The organism is Amycolatopsis sp. NPDC114504, from assembly GCF_055633595.1.
Genome location: NZ_JBVKDU010000002.1, coordinates 1,530,535 through 1,547,616 on the forward strand (window position 1 = coordinate 1,530,535; position 17,082 = coordinate 1,547,616).

At 70.2% G+C, this 17,082-nt stretch carries 15 protein-coding genes; 4 read left to right on the forward strand and 11 right to left on the reverse strand.

The features are described 5' to 3' along the window. Positions 1 to 40: 40 nt before the first annotated feature. Positions 41 to 1,213 carry a hypothetical protein gene (locus ACZ7PG_RS19235; RefSeq protein WP_470240368.1) on the reverse strand — a complete coding sequence of 391 codons (1,173 nt, stop codon included), beginning with the start codon at positions 1,211 to 1,213 and terminating at the stop codon, positions 41 to 43. 231 nt (positions 1,214 to 1,444) lie between these two features. Here ACZ7PG_RS19235 and ACZ7PG_RS19240 point away from each other — a divergent pair, with 231 nt between their 5' ends. Further along, entirely contained in the window at positions 1,445 to 1,855 is a 411-nt protein-coding gene (locus tag ACZ7PG_RS19240) for a DUF3151 domain-containing protein (protein WP_470240369.1), read from the forward strand. A 69-nt stretch (positions 1,856 to 1,924) separates the two neighbouring features. Here the strand turns inward: ACZ7PG_RS19240 and ACZ7PG_RS19245 are convergent, their stop codons facing one another. Continuing rightward, positions 1,925 to 3,148, reverse strand: a complete 1,224-nt coding sequence (locus ACZ7PG_RS19245) for a lipase family protein (protein ID WP_470240370.1) — start codon at positions 3,146 to 3,148, stop codon at positions 1,925 to 1,927. Between the two features lie 89 nt (positions 3,149 to 3,237). On the opposite strand from ACZ7PG_RS19245, the gene ACZ7PG_RS19250 reads away from it, so the two are divergent. Then, a complete protein-coding gene (locus ACZ7PG_RS19250; protein WP_470240371.1) occupies positions 3,238 to 3,882 on the forward strand; it encodes a TetR/AcrR family transcriptional regulator in 645 nt (214 codons plus the stop codon). 7 nt (positions 3,883 to 3,889) lie between these two features. On the opposite strand, the gene ACZ7PG_RS19255 is transcribed toward ACZ7PG_RS19250, so the two are convergent. The 3 genes from ACZ7PG_RS19255 to ACZ7PG_RS19265 all read right to left on the reverse strand — a co-directional run bounded on the left by ACZ7PG_RS19255 (position 3,890) and on the right by ACZ7PG_RS19265 (position 7,218). Continuing rightward, the gene (locus ACZ7PG_RS19255) at positions 3,890 to 4,996 is read right to left on the reverse strand and encodes a GGDEF domain-containing protein (protein ID WP_470240806.1); all 1,107 of its coding nucleotides are present in this window, start codon (positions 4,994 to 4,996) and stop codon (positions 3,890 to 3,892) included. 381 nt (positions 4,997 to 5,377) lie between these two features. Beyond that, the gene (locus ACZ7PG_RS19260) at positions 5,378 to 6,637 is read right to left on the reverse strand and encodes an MFS transporter (protein WP_470240372.1); all 1,260 of its coding nucleotides are present in this window, start codon (positions 6,635 to 6,637) and stop codon (positions 5,378 to 5,380) included. Positions 6,638 to 6,927: 290 nt separating this feature from the next. Further along, positions 6,928 to 7,218 carry a hypothetical protein gene (locus ACZ7PG_RS19265; protein ID WP_470240373.1) on the reverse strand — a complete coding sequence of 97 codons (291 nt, stop codon included), beginning with the start codon at positions 7,216 to 7,218 and terminating at the stop codon, positions 6,928 to 6,930. Between the two features lie 186 nt (positions 7,219 to 7,404). Here ACZ7PG_RS19265 and ACZ7PG_RS19270 point away from each other — a divergent pair, with 186 nt between their 5' ends. Next, positions 7,405 to 9,282, forward strand: a complete 1,878-nt coding sequence (locus tag ACZ7PG_RS19270; RefSeq protein WP_470240374.1) for an FAD/NAD(P)-binding protein — start codon at positions 7,405 to 7,407, stop codon at positions 9,280 to 9,282. On the opposite strand, the gene ACZ7PG_RS19275 is transcribed toward ACZ7PG_RS19270, so the two are convergent. Further along, positions 9,266 to 10,372: a glycosyltransferase gene (locus ACZ7PG_RS19275; RefSeq protein WP_470240375.1), complete on the reverse strand. Its 1,107-nt coding sequence runs from the start codon at positions 10,370 to 10,372 to the stop codon at positions 9,266 to 9,268. The two genes, ACZ7PG_RS19270 and ACZ7PG_RS19275, sit on opposite strands and share 17 nt — an antisense overlap. Before the next feature lie 17 nt (positions 10,373 to 10,389). After that, on the reverse strand, positions 10,390 to 11,283 hold the full coding sequence (locus ACZ7PG_RS19280) for a glycosyl hydrolase family 18 protein (RefSeq protein ID WP_470240376.1): 894 nt from the start codon (positions 11,281 to 11,283) through the stop codon (positions 10,390 to 10,392). 605 nt (positions 11,284 to 11,888) lie between these two features. Between ACZ7PG_RS19280 and ACZ7PG_RS19285 the strand changes: the two genes are divergently transcribed. Next, positions 11,889 to 12,131, forward strand: coding sequence for a hypothetical protein (locus ACZ7PG_RS19285; RefSeq protein ID WP_470240377.1), 243 nt, complete (start codon positions 11,889 to 11,891; stop codon positions 12,129 to 12,131). Between the two features lies 1 nt (position 12,132). On the opposite strand, the gene ACZ7PG_RS19290 is transcribed toward ACZ7PG_RS19285, so the two are convergent. Genes ACZ7PG_RS19290 through ACZ7PG_RS19305 form a run of 4 tightly spaced genes read right to left on the reverse strand, consistent with a single transcriptional unit; the run spans position 12,133 to position 17,045 of the window. Further along, the gene (locus ACZ7PG_RS19290) at positions 12,133 to 13,683 is read right to left on the reverse strand and encodes a dipeptide ABC transporter ATP-binding protein (RefSeq protein WP_470240378.1); all 1,551 of its coding nucleotides are present in this window, start codon (positions 13,681 to 13,683) and stop codon (positions 12,133 to 12,135) included. Further along, positions 13,680 to 14,495 carry an ABC transporter permease gene (locus ACZ7PG_RS19295; RefSeq protein WP_470240379.1) on the reverse strand — a complete coding sequence of 272 codons (816 nt, stop codon included), beginning with the start codon at positions 14,493 to 14,495 and terminating at the stop codon, positions 13,680 to 13,682. Before ACZ7PG_RS19295 ends, ACZ7PG_RS19290 begins: the two co-directional genes overlap by 4 nt. Next, complete coding sequence (locus ACZ7PG_RS19300; RefSeq protein WP_470240807.1) at positions 14,488 to 15,441, reverse strand: ABC transporter permease; 954 nt, start codon at positions 15,439 to 15,441, stop codon at positions 14,488 to 14,490. Before ACZ7PG_RS19300 ends, ACZ7PG_RS19295 begins: the two co-directional genes overlap by 8 nt. Further along, positions 15,438 to 17,045, reverse strand: a complete 1,608-nt coding sequence (locus tag ACZ7PG_RS19305) for an ABC transporter substrate-binding protein (RefSeq protein WP_470240380.1) — start codon at positions 17,043 to 17,045, stop codon at positions 15,438 to 15,440. Before ACZ7PG_RS19305 ends, ACZ7PG_RS19300 begins: the two co-directional genes overlap by 4 nt. Positions 17,046 to 17,082: the final 37 nt, after the last annotated feature.

Here is a 17,082-nt window from a genome sequence, read left to right on the forward strand (position 1 = left end):
GCTCACGCGTGCATCGGAGTCGCCGTCGTCCGGCTCGTTGTTACGGGAGCCGTGTGGACCACTTCCGGGTGGCCGGACCAGCTGCCGCCCACAACGCGAACACACCCACCAACACCACCAGCGCCGTCCAGTACGCCACCGGCGGGGCTGACTCCGTGTGCGCGTCGCCCAGGACCCACGGCCGGAACTGCGACTGCACCCACAGCGCCCCGTACCCGAACGCCGTGACCAGCAGCGCACCCGCGCCGGCCGTCAGCAGCCCGTGACCACGGCCGATCACGAACGCCAGGTCCACCGCCAACCCCACGAACAGCAGGTAGAACGGGATTGTCGACACCGGGAAGCCCATCCCGAGCAGCAGCGGCCACATCACGCCGCGGTAAGCGATGTACGCCACCGCCACCGAAGAAGCCGCCCAGCGGAACCCCAGCGTTCGCCGTGCCAGCACCAGGATCAAAGCCATCACGCCGATGCCCCACAGCGGGTACACCCACTCCGGGATCGGCATCGTGAAGTGCATGACCGCCGTCCGGTCGACCGGGTGCCCGATCTGCTTCGCCGCGAAGTCCAGCAGCGACGGCTCGGCCTCCGGCGTCCCGCGCTCCCACGCGCGCAACCCCAGGATGCCGTACTCCTGCTGGCCGTTCGGGAAGAACGTGTTCTCCAGGAAGAACGCCCACAGCGCGAGCAGCACGCCCGTCCGGAAGCGCCCGGGCGGGGAAAGCCGCAGCCAGCCCAGCAGCACGCCCGCCTGCATGATGCCCGTGCCCAGGTACAACATCATGTGGGACGGGCTCCACGCGGTCAGGTCGAGGCCGTTGACGCGGTGGTTGATCACGTCCAGCGGCGCCGCCACCAGGAACGTCAGCAGGCCGATCTGCATCAGCCGCAGTGACGTCTTGTCGGCGCCCAGGCCCGTGTAGCTGTGGATCGTCACCAGCACGACGATGATCACCGTGCCGACGGTGTTGATCAGGTGCGGCGGCGCCAGGTCGTCACGCAGCCACATGAAGTGCCACGACATGTCCCACGACGAGCCCACCAGCTTGAACGCGAACGCCGCCAGCCACATCCCGTAGCAGAACCGGAGCACCCAGTCCGGGGTCGGCCGGCCGGGCGCGCCCCGGTGCCAGTGCCGCGTGAAGAACAGCCGCGTCTTGCCGATCGGGCTGCGCGGGATCACGTCCACCGGGACGTCGACTGCCTTGGCCATGCCGGACATCATGGCCGGTCATGGTCACGAGCGGGTCAGGACCGTGGCAAAGACCTCCAAAACCAGGGTTCACCCCTACGGGTGGACGACTTGCTTTCGCCCGGCGCGGGTTGGCATGGTGTGCCGCCATGATGCCGAAACGAGTTGTGGCCGCCGTCCTGATCGGCGCCCTGGTGCTGGCCGGTGGCGGGGTGCTCGGAGCGCTGTTCTTCTGAGGGCAGAATGGGCGGCATGACGCACAACCTGCTCGGCCCCGAGCCGACGCTGCTGCCCGAGCACACCACCGCCCAGGCCGCGCTCGACGCCGGGAACGACCCGGCCGCCGTCGCGGCCGAACACCCCGACTACAGCGAGGCGTGGGCCGCGCTGGCCGAGAAGGCCTTCGACGCGGGTGAGACCGTCGCCGCGTACGCGTACGCCCGCACCGGCTACCACCGGGGCCTCGACCAGCTGCGCCGCGCCGGCTGGAAGGGCTTCGGACCGGTCCCGTGGGCGCACCGCCCGAACCAGGGGTTCCTGCGCGCCCTCGCCGTGCTCGGCAAGGCCGCCGGGAAGATCGGCGAGACCGAGGAGTACGACCGCTGCCGGACGTTCCTGGCCGACTCCGACCCCGCCGCTTCCGAGGCCACCGGCCTGAAGTGACCCACCGGTCGTGAGTGAGAAACAGTGTTAGAACCCTGTTTCTCACTCACGACCGAGCTGCGGCAGACCTCAGAACAGGCCGCAGTTGCTGAACGCCGGGAGGCCGGCGAAGCGGGCTTCCAGCCAGGCGAACGCCTCCGGGTACGCGCGCACCGCGGCGAGCACGTGCGTGGGCACCAGCGTCGTGCTGAACTGCACCTTCACGCCCTTGCCGCACCACGTCCGGCCCAGGTCGCGGTCCTGCGCGTAGGGCACGATGTCGTCGAGTGCGCTGTGGACGATCAGCACCGGCGCCGTCGGCTTCAACGCCCCGATCTTCTGCTCGGCCACCCGTGACGCGTACGGCTCCTCGCCGAGGTAAGCGACGAGCGAGCGGCCGTCGTTCGTCAGGGTCGACGACTGCGTGAACGCGTGCGCGGCGATCGCCTCCACCGTGCACTCGGTCCGGACCTGCTCGAACAGCTGCTTGCCGCGGGCGTTGAGCAGCGCCGGGATGTTCAGCTCCGGGTACGCGTAGTTCATGCTCACCAGCGCGAACCCGAGGAAGCCGACCGCGTAGTGCCCGTCGAGGTTCTTCGCGACCGAAGCCAGGTCCGCCGGCACCGCGCCCGCGTACGCGCCCTTCAGCTTCAGCTCGGGGGCGTAGCTCGGCTGCAGCTCGGCCGCCGCGGCCGACGCGCCGCCGCCCTGGGAGTAGCCGGCGATCGCGACCGGGCCGTCGTCCGGGAGCCCGGCCTCCGGCAGCCGCTGGGCCGCGCGGATCGCGTCGAGCACCGCGTGTCCCTCGGAAGCGCGGTTGACGTACGTGTGGTCGCCCGGCGTGCCGAGTCCTTCGTAGTCGGTCACAACGACGCCGTAGCCCCGCGCCAGCATCCCGGCGATGAACGGCCCTTCGTACTCGAAGCCGGCGGCAAGCGCTTTCGACGGCGCGCAGTCGTCGCCCTCGCCCTGCGTGCCGACGGCGTAGGAGACGATCGGGCGCACGCCCGACCCGTGCCAGGCGGACCGCGGGGTCAGCACCGTGCCGGTGACCGCGATCGGCGAACCGTGCGTGTCAGTGCTGCGGTACATGATCCGCTGCACGCCGGCGTCGGCCTTGATCAGCTTGACCGGGTCGATGTAGAACGTCGATGCCTCGTGCCGGACGACGTCGCCGTTGCTGCCGGCCGGCAGGGGCGAAGGGGGGTCGTAGAACGACGCTGCGGAGGCCTGCGGCGGGCCGAACGTCACCAGGGCCAGAACCGAAACCGTGGCGACCGCCGCGGAGAGGGCGCGGCGAGGGAAGATACGCATGCTTGCTCCTCGTTGAGCAGGACTAGTGCGCGGGGGAACACCTTTTTGGACAGAGGTGTCGGAAAAAGAATCACGTGAGGTGGACCACCATGTCAAGCCCGGCTCCGCGCGGGCGGCCGCGCAAGCTCCCGGTCGGGGAGCAGCGCGCACGCGTGCTGAGCGCGACGGCGAGGGTCGTCGCGCAGCACGGGATGCAGGGCGCGACGATCGAACAGATCGCGCGGGAAGCCGGCGTCTCGCGACAGGCCGTCTACGAGCAGTTCGGCGACCGCGCGACGCTGTTCTCCGAGGTCGTGGCCGTGACGGAGGAGCAGGCGTTCGCCGCCATCGCGGGCCCGTCGGTGGCCGACCCGCAGCCCGGCCTGCGGGCCTGGGCGCGCGCCAACTACGCCAACATGGTCACCTTCGTCGCCGACAGCCCGGAGGCCTACGGCGTGCTCCGTGCGGCGGAACGCGCGGGCGACCCCGCTCTCACCCGGTTGAGGGAGAGGCTGGCCGTCGTCTACGCCGACGCGAGCCGCAAGCGGTGGGCCGCGCACGGCATCGACTCCGGCCGCGCCGACCGCGCGCTCGTCACGCTCTTCTTCGCGATGACGGAGTCACTGGTCCAGGCGACGTGGGACGGCGAGCCGCCGGACCAGGAAGCCCTGATCGACCTGCTCACCGAATTCACGGTCGGCGGAGTCGCCCGCCTCCAGACGAAGGCGAGCGACGTCATCGACCGGCTGCGGTAGAGGGCAGCTAAGCCGCGGCGAGGGCCACTTCGACGGACCCCACCACCCGGTTCCGCCCGCCGTGCTTGGCCGCGTACACGGCCGCGTCGGCGGACGCCATCACTTCCTCGATCGACGACCCGTCGAGCGGGTAGGCGGCGACGCCGATGGACGCCGTCTGCCGTTCGATGTCGACGGTGGCGCCTTCGTTGGTCTTCGTGTTGATGATCAGCTCGCTGACCCGTTGCCGGATCCGTTCCGCCGTGACGATCGCGTCCTCTTTGGAGGTCGACGGCAGCAGTGCGACGAACTCCTCGCCGCCGAACCGGCCGACCAGGTCGTGGGCGCGGGTCTCCTGCTTGACCACGGCGGCGACCGCCTTGAGCACGTCGTCCCCCGCGAGGTGCCCGTAGGTGTCGTTGATCCGCTTGAAGTGGTCGAGGTCGATCATCATGGCGCCGAAGCTGCCGTTGTCGCGCTCCGCGCGCGAGATCTCCCGCTGTGCGCCGTCCTGCCAGGTCGTGGCGTTGAGCAGCTGGGTCTTCTGGTCGGTGGTGGCCAGCTCCTCGAGGCGCTTGATCAGCATCGACCGCTGCAGCACGTACAGCGGCAGGATGACCAGCACCGACAGCAGCGGCTCGTCCGTCAGCACCATGACGAGCAACCCGCCGACGCACAGGGTCGCCAGCTCCAGCAGGTTGTCGTCCATGTTCCCCAGGCAACCCTCCACAGTGGCGTTCGCCTGGTTGGCGAGGTAGAGGCCGAGGCTGGTGAGGAGGGCGTTCACGACGAAGTAGGTGGCCACCGCGAGGCACACGACCGGAACGGTGATCTGCGGCGCGATGAGCACGGCGAGCCCGGCCGTGCACGCGGACAGGCTGGCGGTCGTGGCGTTGGCCGCGACGCGGTGCGGCTGCCCGGGGCGGGTGCCCGACCAGCTGCGCAGTGCCATGTTGAGGTAGAGCGACACGCTCAGCAGGGCGACCAGCTGGGCGGGCAGCAGCAGCCCGGCCGGGATCAGCCAGACCGACGTCATGTTGACGTGGGAGCTTTCGCTCAGGCTGCGGCGGGCCCGTTCGATGCGGCGGCTGACCTCGTTCTGTGCGACAGCGAGGGCCAGGAGCAGCGCGAACATCCCGTATTCGTCAATCGAGGCCGGAGTGGTGAAAGCGGCGATGACCGCCCACGCGACCGCCGCCGTGATGGCGGTCAGGGTGAGCGCGATCCAGCGTGGCGGTCGCCGCCACAGCGCCCAGTCGGCAACACCAAAAACCCGGCCTTGTCCAGATCGTTCCCCCAATGTGACCATCTTTCCCCCAAGCTCTTGCGCTGTAGCGCGGTGACAACCCACTCACGGACAGTTTCAGCCCGTTTGCCTCCTGTCCACAAGGGCTTTCGGTGTGTACCTTTTTCCTGACGCCGGATGAAGGGTGACCAGCGATGCGAACCAGAGACCAGTAGCAGGGCGCACCGCAAGGTCGCGAGGTCTATGACACCCGCGCGTGGAGCACGTGGTTCAGGCGTGTTCGGCGCGCGGGACTTCGTCGTCCACACGGGCGTCCCGGTCCGAGTTCAGCGCGCGGTACCACGCCAACGCGAGCGGAAGCGTGAGTATCAATCCGGCAACACCGAAGATGCCGACGGTCGTCTGCGCCCCGACCAAGTCCGTCAGCACACCGCCGATGAGCGGGCTGACGCCGAGCATCGTCGTCAGGCCGGTGTTGGACAGGCCCATCGTCTGCGCGCGGTTCTCGTCCGGCACCGAGAGCGTCAGTGACGCCGTCGCCTGCAGCAGCGCGACCGAGCCGAACGCGCCGGACAGGATGAACAGGACGATCGAGACCCACGGGTTCGGCTGCGCGAAGCCTGCCAGCATGGGCACCGCGCACAGCGCCGACAGCGGCCCGATCAGCTTCGGCCGCGCTTCGGCGGGCACCCACCGCGTGAAGACGAACGTGCCGATGACGCTGCCCACCGGGTCGGCCGCGAGCAGGAGCCCGACGAGCTCGGGGCCGCCGCCCGCCGACGAGACGTAGGGTGCGGCGATCCCCTCGTAGACCGGCAGCAGGCCCATCAGCCAGGTGAACAGCACCAGCGCCCGCAGCGCGGGGTTGGCGAACGCCACCCGCCCGCCGGTGCCGATCATGGCGAAGAACGACTTCCGCTTCTCGGCGTTCGCGGCCGGCGGCCGGGCCCGCACGCCGAACCGGACGAAGCCGGCGGAGAGCAGGAACGTGGCCGCGTCGACCACCAGGGCCACGTGCGGGTCGAGGGCCAGCAGCAGCGCGCCGCCGCCGGCGAAGCCGAGGAGCTGCGCCGACTGCACGGTCATGCTCCGCACGCCCATGCCGACGACGAACCGGTCGCCTTCGAGGATCTGCGGCAGCAGCGCGAGCTGGGCGGCCTTGAACGGCGGGTTCAGCAGCGAGACGCCGGCGACCAGGACGCAGACCACCCAGAACGGCAGCGAGGGGATGGCGACGAGCAGGATCAGCCCGGCCCGCACCAGGTCGACGGCGACCATCACGGTCCGTCTCGAGAACCGGTCGGCGAGGCCGGTCAGGAAGATGCCGCCGAGCAGCGAAGGCGCGAAGGTCAGCGCGTAGGTGAGGCCGGTCAGCGTGGCGGAGCCGGTGACGGTGAAGACGAGGATCGAAAGCGCGACTCTGGCCAGCTGGTCCCCGGCGATCGACAGGAGTTCCCCGAACCACAGCGCGCGGAACTCGGCGATCCCGAACACCTCGCGGAACGTGACGCGATCCCGCGGAGCCGCCATACGCTTTCTCCCGACCTCTTGTGCAGACCGTGCCCTTCGCCTGACCGTTGGTGACGAAAAGGCCTATCGGTCATGGGGTAGTCACGGTACGTGAGTTACCCCAGCCAGTGTCCCGTGACTGTTGGTGAATCTCTAGGTTCTTTCGCCGGTATCGAAGGTGTCACGGAGCTTTCCTGAACGGGTCAGACGATAGCCCGCAGTGTCTGGCCGGTCGCCCAGGAGTCACCAATGGATCATTCCGTACCCGATGGCCGGAGGACCAGAGGCAAAAGTAGCCACCTCGACCACCTTCAGGTCCGGTACCGCTCGATCACCTCGATCGACGCTCGGACCTGCTCGAAGGTGGGTGGCGCGGCCCGGTTGAACACGACGGTCAGGGACCGGCGCGGGACGACGACGAACTCGACGTCGACCCCGGCCGCTTCCGACGCGGCCTCGACGACGTCTCGCCAGTGCTTCGGGTCGATCCCGTCGGGGTCGGCCCATTCGTGCGCGAAGATCGCCCAGTTGCCCCTGAGCAGGGTGCCGACCACGTCCTGCGCGGTGTGAACGCGGTGCGGCGGGCCTATCTCATCCAGCACGTCTTCGCGGTCGCGGTAAGGGGGAAAAGGCCCGGGCGCCTGCGTGGACAACGGACAAATCCGCTCCTCTCGCCGTGGTGGCCCCGGGGATTCGGCGCCGCGAGCCGGAGTGTTTGGTTTTATTCCCGGAATTCCGGAGTATGGGAAGGACGTCCTGGTCGGGAGCCCGCGCGTAGCTTCGGGCTCATGGCCGAGCGCGCGCCGTTCACCCTCGCCGTCGTGGGCGCCGGACCCCGGGGGGTCGGCGTCCTCGAGCGGCTCGGCGCGAACTCCGAGCTCCTGCGGGACCGCCGGCTCGAGGTGCACCTGATCGATCCGTTCCCGCCGGGGCCCGGCCGGGTGTGGCGCTACGACCAGTCGCCGCTGCTGCGGATGAACTCCATGCCCGAGGACGTCACGATGTTCACCGACGACTCGGTGAAGATGGCGGGCCCGGTGCGGCCGGGGCCGACGCTGCTGGAATGGGCGCGGAAGGTGCGTGACGGCGCGCTCGACGCCGAAGTCCCGCCCGACGTCGTCGCCGAGCTGACCGCGCTCGACAGCTTCGACTTCCCGACCCGGCGGCTGCAGAGCGCCTACCTGACCTGGGTCTACCGCGAGATCCTCGGCGACCTGCCCGAGGGCATCGACGTCGTCGAGCACGCCGCGCGGGCCGTCGGGGTCGACGGTCATACCGTCAGACTGTCTGACGGTACGACCGTGCGCGCGGACGCCGTCGTGTTCACCGTCGGGCACCTTGACGCGGAACCGGACGAACGGGAGCTCGAGCTCGTCACGTTCGCCGCGCGGCACGGGCTCGCCTACTACCCGGCCGGCTACACCGCCGACGTCGACTACTCCGGCATCGCTCCCGGCGAAACCGTGCTGGTGCGCGGGTTCGGGCTGGCGTTCGTCGACCTGATGCTGCTGCTGACCGAGGGCCGCGGCGGCCGGTTCGAGGACCTCCCGTGCGGCGGTCTGCGCTACCACCCGAGCGGCGCCGAGCCGGTGCTGCACGTCGGCTCGCGCCGCGGGGTGCCTTACCACGCGAAGATCGGCTACCGGCTGCGCGGGAAACCGTTGCGGCTGCCCAGGTTCTTCGACGCCTACGCGATGGACGGGCTGCCCGGCGACGCCCTCGACTTCCGCGCGGACGTCTGGCCGCTGATCGCGAAGGAGCTGGCCTGGGGGTACTACAGCGAGCTGTTCACCGGGCACCCGGACCGCGTGCGCATGGACTTCGTCGTGTTCGCCGACGCCTTCGCCGACCTGCCGTGGGACTCGCCGGGGATGCGCGACCTCGTCGACCGGGCGGTGCCCGCCGAGGCCGACCGGCTCGACCTCGACCGGCTCGACCGGCCGATGGCCGGCAGCGAGTTCGGCTCGGGCGAGGAGTTCGGCAAGCAGCTGCGGGAGTACATCGAAGCCGACCTCGCGCGCCGGGCCGACCAGGAGTTCAGCGCCGACCTGGGCGCGTTCATGGCGTTGCTGTCGGTGTACGGCCAGCTGCCGGTGCTCGTCCAAAAAGGACGGTTGGACGCATCTTCGCAAGTGTCCGATATGGACGGCTGGTTCCACGGGTTCTTCTCGTACTACGCCAGCGGGCCGCCGCCGCGCCGGCTGGAGGAGCTGCTGGCCCTGCACCAGGCGGGCGTGGTTTCGTTCGCCGGCGCGGAAATGCGGGTGACGACGGACGGCGAGGCGTTCGTCGCGTCCAGCGCGAGCTACCCGGGAACGGTTTCGGCGCGGACTTTGGTCGAAGCGAGGCTGCCGGGCCCGAGCGTCACGCGCGCGGCGGACGGCCTGCTCCAGCAGCTGCGCGACGTAGGCGAGCTTGCCGAGGAGACGGTGGCGGACCCGGTGACGGGCGCGTTGCTGCCGTCGGGCCGGATCCACACGCGGGTGTCGGACTCCCGCCTGCTCGACGGAACGGGCCACCCGCACCCCCACCGGTTCGCGGTGGGCCCGCACACGAGCGCCCGCTCGGCGGCGGCGTTCACCCGGCCTCGGACGAACGCGTCGAGCTTCCGCCAGAACGACGCCGTCGCGCGCGAGATCCTGGCGCTGGTCAGCCCGCCCAGCTGACGATCTCGGCCAGGACGTGCGCCGGCGGGGGCATTTCCGCGATCTCGGCCGCGATGCCCCGCGCGATGTCGCGGGGTTTCGGATCCGTGAGCAGCTCGCGCGCCGCCGTCTCGAGCGCGGGGATCCGGACCTCGTCGCCGACCAGGGCCCGCGCGACGCCGAGCGTCGACAGCGTCTCGGCGTTCGCGAACTGGTCGGCGCCCTGCGGCAGGATCAGCTGAGGCAGCCCGGCGGCGAGCGAGGCGAGCACCGTGCCCGTTCCGCCGTGGTGCACGACCAGGCCCGCGTGTTTCAAGACCTCGGCCTGCGGCACGAACCCGGCCGCCTGCACGCGGTCCGGTAGCGGGCCCAGAAGAGCGGGATCGCCGGGGCCGAGCGCCACCAGCACGTCCACGTCCAGCTGGGAAAGGGCGCGGATCGCGCCGCGCAGGACGTCCGTCGCGCCGAAGACGACCGTGCCCAGCGTCAGGTAGACGAAGCCGTCTTCCGGGAGCGGGGGCAGCGGGACGTCGGGGTCGAACGGTGTCGGGCGCATCCGGAACACCTTCGGCACGGCGGCGGTGCCCGGGTCGCGGACGCTGTCCGGCCAGACGTCGACGCAGGCGTCGCCGAACAGCGCGTCCGAGGGGAGCGTGCCCCACAGCGGCCGCAGCCGTTCGGCGGCGACGGACAGGAGCTCCGGCGGCATCGACCGCCCGATCACGACCGCGACGGCGGGGATGCCCGCCCGGCGGGCCGCGATGCCGGCGCCGACGTCGCTCATCTCGTAGATGACCAGGTCGGGGCGCAGTTCGGGGAGCAACGGCGTCAGGTCGTCGAGCAGGGACCGCGGCAGCAGCTCGGCGAACATGGTGATGCCGACGTCCAGGAAACCGGCGTCCTCGCCGTGCCGCTTCTTGGCTTCGGCCTCCGCCTCGCCGATGCCGATCCCGGCGCGGTGGACGTCGAACCCGAGGTCGCGCACCTTGGGCACGAAGGCCTCGCCGGTGCCGAAGACGACTTCGTGACCGGCTTCGACGGCCGCGTTCGCCAGCGGCAGCAAGGGAAACAGGTGGCCGTACGCCGGGCGGCACGTGAAGAGGATCCGCACCGGCCCGAGCGTACTCGTCAGCCCTTCACGACCGGAGCGATTTGCTGCACCCACTGCTGCGGCGCCGACGTCCCGCCGGGCAGGGAGTTGAAGTACTCCCAGCCGTCGATCCCGCCGAAGTCCGCGTACTTGCCGATGAGGCTCCGGACGGTGGCCTGGAGTGTCGACATGGCGACGTATCCGCTGCAGTTGGCGGGGTTGGTCACGGTCCCGGCGACGACCTTGCTCGCGGGGACCACCCCGCGGCGGATGATGTTGTCGTAGCCCGACGTGCTGCTGAGCGAGCCCCAGCCGCAGTAGAACTGCGTGTTGAACCACGAGATCTGGCTGCCGCGGTCGCGGTAGAGCGTGTCGTAGTTCAGGCCCGAGAGCCCGCCACCGCCGCTGAGCTCGGTCGCCACCGGAGCGAGGGTGACAAGGAACGAGCTGCCGAAGTCGGCGCGCAGGGCGTCGATGACCTTGTTGAGCGCCGCGTTGGACATGTGCTCTTCGACGTCGAGGTCGATGCCGGACAGCGAGTAGGTCCGGATGAGGTTGCGCAGCAGCGGGTAGTAGGTGTCGAACTGGGTTTCGAGCCGCTGGAAGCTGCCCGCGGCGGCCCCGCCGACGAAGGCGAGGACGTGCACGCCCTGGCCGCGCAGGGTCGCGAGGTCCTGCCACATCCGCGTGAACTTGCTCGCGTTCGGCGGATCGTCGTTGAGGTGCACGACGCTGTTGGCATCGAGGTGGATGGCCCCGACGACGACGTCCGTGGCCCCGGCATCGCGCAGCGGCAGCGGCGAGACGTAGGTGGAGCCGTTGTAGATGGTCTGGTAGTAGACGACAACCCTGCGTCCGGCGGCGGCCGAAGCCGGCACCGCACCCGAAATCATCAGCACCAAGGCCACGAAGGCCACGCCGATCCTCCGCATGGTCCAGACCATACGTCGCGGCGGGTGGTTGGGGAAACACCCACCGTCGAACTTGTCCGGTTTCCTGTCTCGCTTGTCGACATATGGCCGGGTTTCCGGTGATTCTCGTGGTTTGTGGACACCGTGGCCGGGGTTCTGCCTCTCATTCGCAAGGAGAATGAGAGAAGCCCAAGCCTCGCACATGCGGGTAGTTGACTATCGGTTCGGCGAGAAGGTTCTGGTTCGGCACTTCGGTCGTGACAACTGGGCTCCGGGGCGGGTCGTCAGGGTCGAGAAGCTCGATTCCCGGCCAGGGCACGCTACACCCGGATCAAGGTTGCCACGAGCGCGCGGTACGGGCACCTCGAAGGTATGCGGTTGTTGCCCGCGGGGACTCCCGAGTACTTCACGGTGAGTCGAGGCAACATCAGCCTCGTGAGGCATGACTCGCGATGGGACCCCTTCGTCGTGCGGCCTTTCATGACACCGGATGAATACCGCGTCATGGGAGGAGCCGCGCAGTTCCAGATGACGGGCTCACCAGGTCTCACCCACGTCGGTGCTTACCAGTCGGCGACGTCTTACGACCCAGGTGACCCGGTTTGGGCCTGGGAAGCTGGGTGACCGTGCGCTATCTCGACGGGTTTCGCCGCGAGAACGGCTGGCCGGCCAAATGCTGCCGGCCGGCCGACGTCTGGCCCGTGATCTGCGACTTTCCGGCGCCGGTGCGAAGGCTTGAGATCGAGCCGGAATGGCTGTCCGAAGCGGATCCGCGTCGAGCGCACGCCCTCTCGCTGCGTTTCGGCTACCACAACGCGGACCGGTACCGGAAGGATTGTCAGGCGCTCGGCGGCTGCGGTAGTCACTGATTCAGACCACTTCCTGCGCGGAACGCCCGGGGATCGCGTCCAGGAGCTCCTTCGTGTACTCCGACTTCGGCTCCTCCAGGACCTGCGAAGCCGGGCCCAGCTCCACCAGCGCGCCCTCGCGCATCACTCCTACCTGGTCCGCCAGCTGCCGGACCACCGCCAGGTCGTGAGAAATGAACAGGTACGACAACCCCAGCGACGACTGCAGCTCCGCCAGCAGCCGCAGGATCTGGGCCTGCACCGACACGTCCAGCGCCGACACCGGCTCGTCGCAGATCACCAGGTCCGGTCGCAACGCCAACGCGCGCGCGATCGCCACCCGCTGTCGCTGGCCGCCCGACAGCTCGGATGGCTTTCGGCGCGCCACCGATGACGGCAACGCCACCTGGTCCAGCAGCGACGGGACCCGGGTGCGCGGCAGCCCGAACGCCCGCAGCGGCTCCGCGACGACGTCCTCGATCGAGAACTTCGGGTTCAGCGACGCGTACGGGTTCTGGTACACGATCTGCATCCGCCGCCGCAGCCGGCGCAGCTCGGGGCCACCCAACGACGTGATGTCCTGGCCGTCGAAGGAAATCGAACCCGCCGACGGTGTCTCCAGCCGCAGCACCATCCGGGCCGTTGTCGACTTGCCCGAGCCCGACTCGCCCACCAGGGCCAGCGTCTGGCCGCGCGGGATGTCGAACGAAACGCCGTCGACCGCGCGGATCCCGCCGTCGAACGTCTTCGCCAGGTCGCGCACTGAAACCAGCGGCTCGGCGGCCGGGGCCGCCGGACGCACGGTGCTCGTCATGCTCGGCGCCGCCGCGAGCAGCTGCCGCGTGTAGGGGTGCGTCGGCGCGCTGACCACCGAAGAACCCTCCTCGACGACCACACCATCAGAGAGCACCACGATCCGTGACGCGCGGTCGGCCGCGACGCCCAAGTCGTGCGTGATCAGCAGAATCGCCGTCCCCGACTCCGCGGCCAGCGACGTCAGGTGGTCGAGGATCCGGCGCTGCACGGTGACGTCCAGCGCCGACGTCGGCTCGTCCGCGATGATCAGCTTCGGCCGTCCGGCCAGCGCCGACGCGATCAGCACGCGCTGCCGGAGGCCGCCCGACAGCTGGTGCGGGTACTGCCGCGCCCGCAGCTCCGGCGAGGGGACGCCCGCGCGTTCGAGCAGCTCGATGGCCTGGACACCAGCGGCGCGCCGGTCCGCGAGGCCGTGGATCTTCAGCACCTCCGCGACCTGGTCGCCGATCCGGTGCACGGGGTTCAGCGACACCGCCGGGTCCTGCGGCACCAGCGCGATCTCGCGCCCACGCACCGAGCGCCACTGCCGGGGCGACAGCCCGAGCAGGTCACGGCCGTCGAAGGTGATCGAACCGCCGTCGATCCGGCCACCGCGGGGCAGCAAGCCGATCGCCGCGTGCGCGGTGGTCGACTTGCCCGAGCCCGACTCCCCGACGACGGCGACCACCTCGCCCGCGTCGACGTGCAGTCCGACGTCCCGTACCGCCGGGACCTTCCGGTACGACACGGCCAGGTCCGAAATCCGCAGCAGGGTCATCGGTCTCCTCCGTCCAGTGCGCGGGACAGCCGGTTCGCGGCGAGGACGACCGCCGCGACCGTCAGCCCCGGGAACGTCGTCATCCACCAGGCCGTGGCCAAGAAGCTCCGCCCGCCCGCGACGAGCGAGCCCCACTCCGGCGTCGGCGGCGTCGCGCCGAAACCCAGGAAGCTCAGTGCGGACACTTCGAGCACGGCCGTGCCGAGCGTGAGCGTCGCCAGCGCGAGCACCGGGCCCGCCGCGTTCGGCAGCACGTGCCGCAGCAGCACGCCGGACCAGCGCACTCCGCTGGCGCGCGCCGCTTCGACGAACACGCCGTTTCGCACGCGAAGCACCTCCGCGCGCATGACTCGCGCGAAGGACGCGAGGTTCGCGATGCCGACGGCGATCGCGACGTTCGTCGTGCCGAAGCCCAGCGCCGTGACCAGGGCCAGCGACAGCAGGATCGGCGGGATGGCCAGGAAGACGTCGACGACCCGCATGATCGCCGTGTCCGCCCAGCCGCCGCGGAACCCGGCCAGCAGGCCGAGCGCCGAGCCCGCGACCAGCGCCACGAGGACGGCGATCGCGGTGGCCCGCAGCGAGAGCGACGCGCCGTGGATCACCCGGGCGTAGACGTCACGGCCGGTCTCGTCGGTGCCGAAGAAGTGGTGCAGCGACGGTCCCTGCAGTCGCTCGACGGGGACGCCGGTGATCGGGTCGTACCCGGTCAGCAGGCCCGGCACGAAGGCCGCGAGCAGCACGAACGCCAGCACGGCGACGGCGATCACGAGCCCGGGGCGGCGGACGACCGGGGTGGCGAGGTCAACCACGGGCCACCTCCGGGGTCCGCGCGATGCGCGGGTCGAGCAGCGGGTACAGCAGGTCGACGATCAGGTTGAGCACCACGAACACCAGCGCGGCCAGCACGATCACCGCCTGAACCACCGGGACGTCCTGCGCGGTGACGGCGGCCGCGGTGATCCGGCCGACGCCGTCGCGCGAGAACACCGTCTCGGTGATCACCGACCCCGCGACGAGGTTGCCCGCCACCACGCCGGCGACGGTCAGCGTCGGCACGGCGGCGTTGCGCAGGAGGTGTCCGAAGTGGACTCGCCAGCGGCTCGCGCCCTTGGCTGCCGCGATCTCCGCGTACGGCTCCTCCTGCTGCGTGGCGAGGCTCTTCGCCAGCACCTGCCCGATGATCGCGCCGGTCGGCAGGGCCAGCGTGATCGCGGGCAGGATCACCGCGGAGAAGCCCTGCGTGCCGAGCGCGGGCAGCAGCCGCAGCCGGAACGAGAAGAACTGGATCAGCAGCAGCCCGACCCAGAACGGCGGCAGCGAGATCGCCAGCGACGGCAAGGACAGCAGCGCCTGCCGCAGCCAGCGGAACCGCGTGAACGTCCCGAGGAACGCCGACCCGCCACCGAAGAGCACCGCGAAGACCAGCGCCAGGCTGGTCACGGCGAGTGTCGGCGGCAACGCCGTGACGACCATGTGCGACGCGTCGTCGCCGGTCGCGACGCTGCGGCCGAAGTCGCCGTGCAGCGCCGAGACCAGCCGTTTCACGTACTGGACCGGCAACGGCGAGTCGAGGCCGTACTCCGCGCGGGCGGCGGCGAGCTGCTCCGGCGTCGCCGACGAACCCGCCTCCCCGCTGGCGAGCTTCGCCGAAACAGCGTCGCCCGGCAGCAGGTAGAGGATCAGGAACGACAGCGTAAACGCCGCCCACAGCACGAACACCGCCTGCCCGACGCGGCGGAGCAGGTAACGCCTCACGAGAGCCACGCGTCGAAGAGCTGCAGCCGCGAAGACGCTTCGAAGTCGACGGCGTGCGCCTGCGAGCTCAGCGCGACGACCTGGGTCAGCTCGAACACCGGGATCGCGTAGGCGTGGTCGACGATCAGCTTCTGCACCTCGTCGGCCGACGGCTTGCGCTTGGTCTTGTCCACAGTGGACGACTGGGCGTCCAGTGCCACATCCAGGGGGTTGCCCGGCGTGAGCTTGCTGCGGTTGCCGGCCTTCGTCGAGAACTGGCCGCGCAGGATGTCCGGGTCGGCGCGTGTGACGTTGTACCAGAGGAAGTCGTAGTTGCCGGACAGCTGGATCTGCGTGGTCTCGGCCGTCGTGTGCTGCTCGATCCGCAGGTCGAAGCCGATCTTGCGCAGCTGCTGCTGGACCAGCTCCAGCACGCTGCGGTTCTGGTTGAACACCGGCGAGAACACCACGGACGCGCTCAGCGGCTGCCCGTTCTTGACGCGGATCCCGTCCGGGCCGGGCACCCAGCCGTCGGCGTCGAGGAGCGCGGCCGCGCCCTTCTGGTCGTACGCGAGCTGCTGCGAGAGGTCGTCGTACAGCGGCGTCGCCGAGCCGAGGATGCTGGTGGCGGGCTTGTAGGACGCCGTCAGCACGGTGTTCACGACCTCGGTGCGGTCGACGCCCTTGAGCACGGCCTGGCGCACCTTCTCGTCGGCGAGCACGCCGCGGGTGGTGTTGGCGTGCAGGTTGAACACGACGCCGGGGTTGGGCCGGATGTTCTCGCTGAAGCCGTTGCCCGTGAACTGCGGCTCGTCGACCGGCTGGATGTCGGTGGCCGCGTCGAGCTGGCCGGACGCGAGGCTGCCGGTGCGGACGCCGGGCTCCGGCACGATCTTGTAGTCGATCTTGTCGAGGTAGGCCTCGCCCTGGTGCTTGAACAGCGACGAGCCCCAGTTGTAGCCCTTGCGCTTGGCCAGGACGATCTCCTGGTTCTGCTTCAGGCTTTCGAAGACGAAGGGCCCGGAGCCGATCAGGCCGTTGCCTTGGCAGCGCTGTTCGGGCGTCCTCTGGAACGCCGCGGGCGCGAGCACGCCGAGCGACATCGTCGAGCTGGCCTGCAGGAACTGGGCGCTGGGCGCGGAGAACTCGAGGCGCACGGTCCGCGGATCGACCACGGTCGACGCCTTGTACGCGGCCAGGTAGCCGTAGCCGAGCTGGGCTTTCGTACCGAGGGCCTTGATGCCGTCGAAGCTCGTCTTGACGGCGGCGGCGTCGACCGGGCTGCCGTCGGAGAACGTCGCGCCGGCGCGGAGGTGGAAGGTGAACGCCGTCGAATCGGCGCTGACCTCCCACTTCTCGGCCAGCCACGGCTTGATCTCGCCGGTCTTCGGGTCCTGGTCGGTGAGCGAGTCGACCAGCTGGCGCGCGACGTTGATGGACGCGTTCGTCGCGGTCTGCTGCGGGTCGATGCAGTCGGGCGCCGACGAGATGCCCAGGCGCAGCGTGCCGCCGGGTTTCGGCGGGCCGGACGCGGCTTGTTCGGTGCCGGCGGCGGAGCAGGCGGTCAGCAGGACGGGCAGGGCGAGCAGGGCCGCGGCGTTGCGGGCGCGGAAGAGTGGGGACACCGGACGGCCTCCAGCGGGGAGCGGTTGCGTCTTCGAT

Coding starts and splice junctions, on each gene's coding strand:
- ACZ7PG_RS19235 (WP_470240368.1), bottom strand. CDS start 1,213: ATGGCCAAGGCAGTCGACGTCCCGGTGGACGTGATCCCGCGCAGCCCG.
- ACZ7PG_RS19240 (WP_470240369.1), top strand. CDS start 1,445: ATGACGCACAACCTGCTCGGCCCCGAGCCGACGCTGCTGCCCGAGCAC.
- ACZ7PG_RS19245 (WP_470240370.1), bottom strand. CDS start 3,148: ATGCGTATCTTCCCTCGCCGCGCCCTCTCCGCGGCGGTCGCCACGGTT.
- ACZ7PG_RS19250 (WP_470240371.1), top strand. CDS start 3,238: ATGTCAAGCCCGGCTCCGCGCGGGCGGCCGCGCAAGCTCCCGGTCGGG.
- ACZ7PG_RS19255 (WP_470240806.1), bottom strand. CDS start 4,996: ATGTTCGCGCTGCTCCTGGCCCTCGCTGTCGCACAGAACGAGGTCAGC.
- ACZ7PG_RS19260 (WP_470240372.1), bottom strand. CDS start 6,637: ATGGCGGCTCCGCGGGATCGCGTCACGTTCCGCGAGGTGTTCGGGATC.
- ACZ7PG_RS19270 (WP_470240374.1), top strand. CDS start 7,405: ATGGCCGAGCGCGCGCCGTTCACCCTCGCCGTCGTGGGCGCCGGACCC.
- ACZ7PG_RS19280 (WP_470240376.1), bottom strand. CDS start 11,283: ATGCGGAGGATCGGCGTGGCCTTCGTGGCCTTGGTGCTGATGATTTCG.
- ACZ7PG_RS19290 (WP_470240378.1), bottom strand. CDS start 13,683: ATGACCCTGCTGCGGATTTCGGACCTGGCCGTGTCGTACCGGAAGGTC.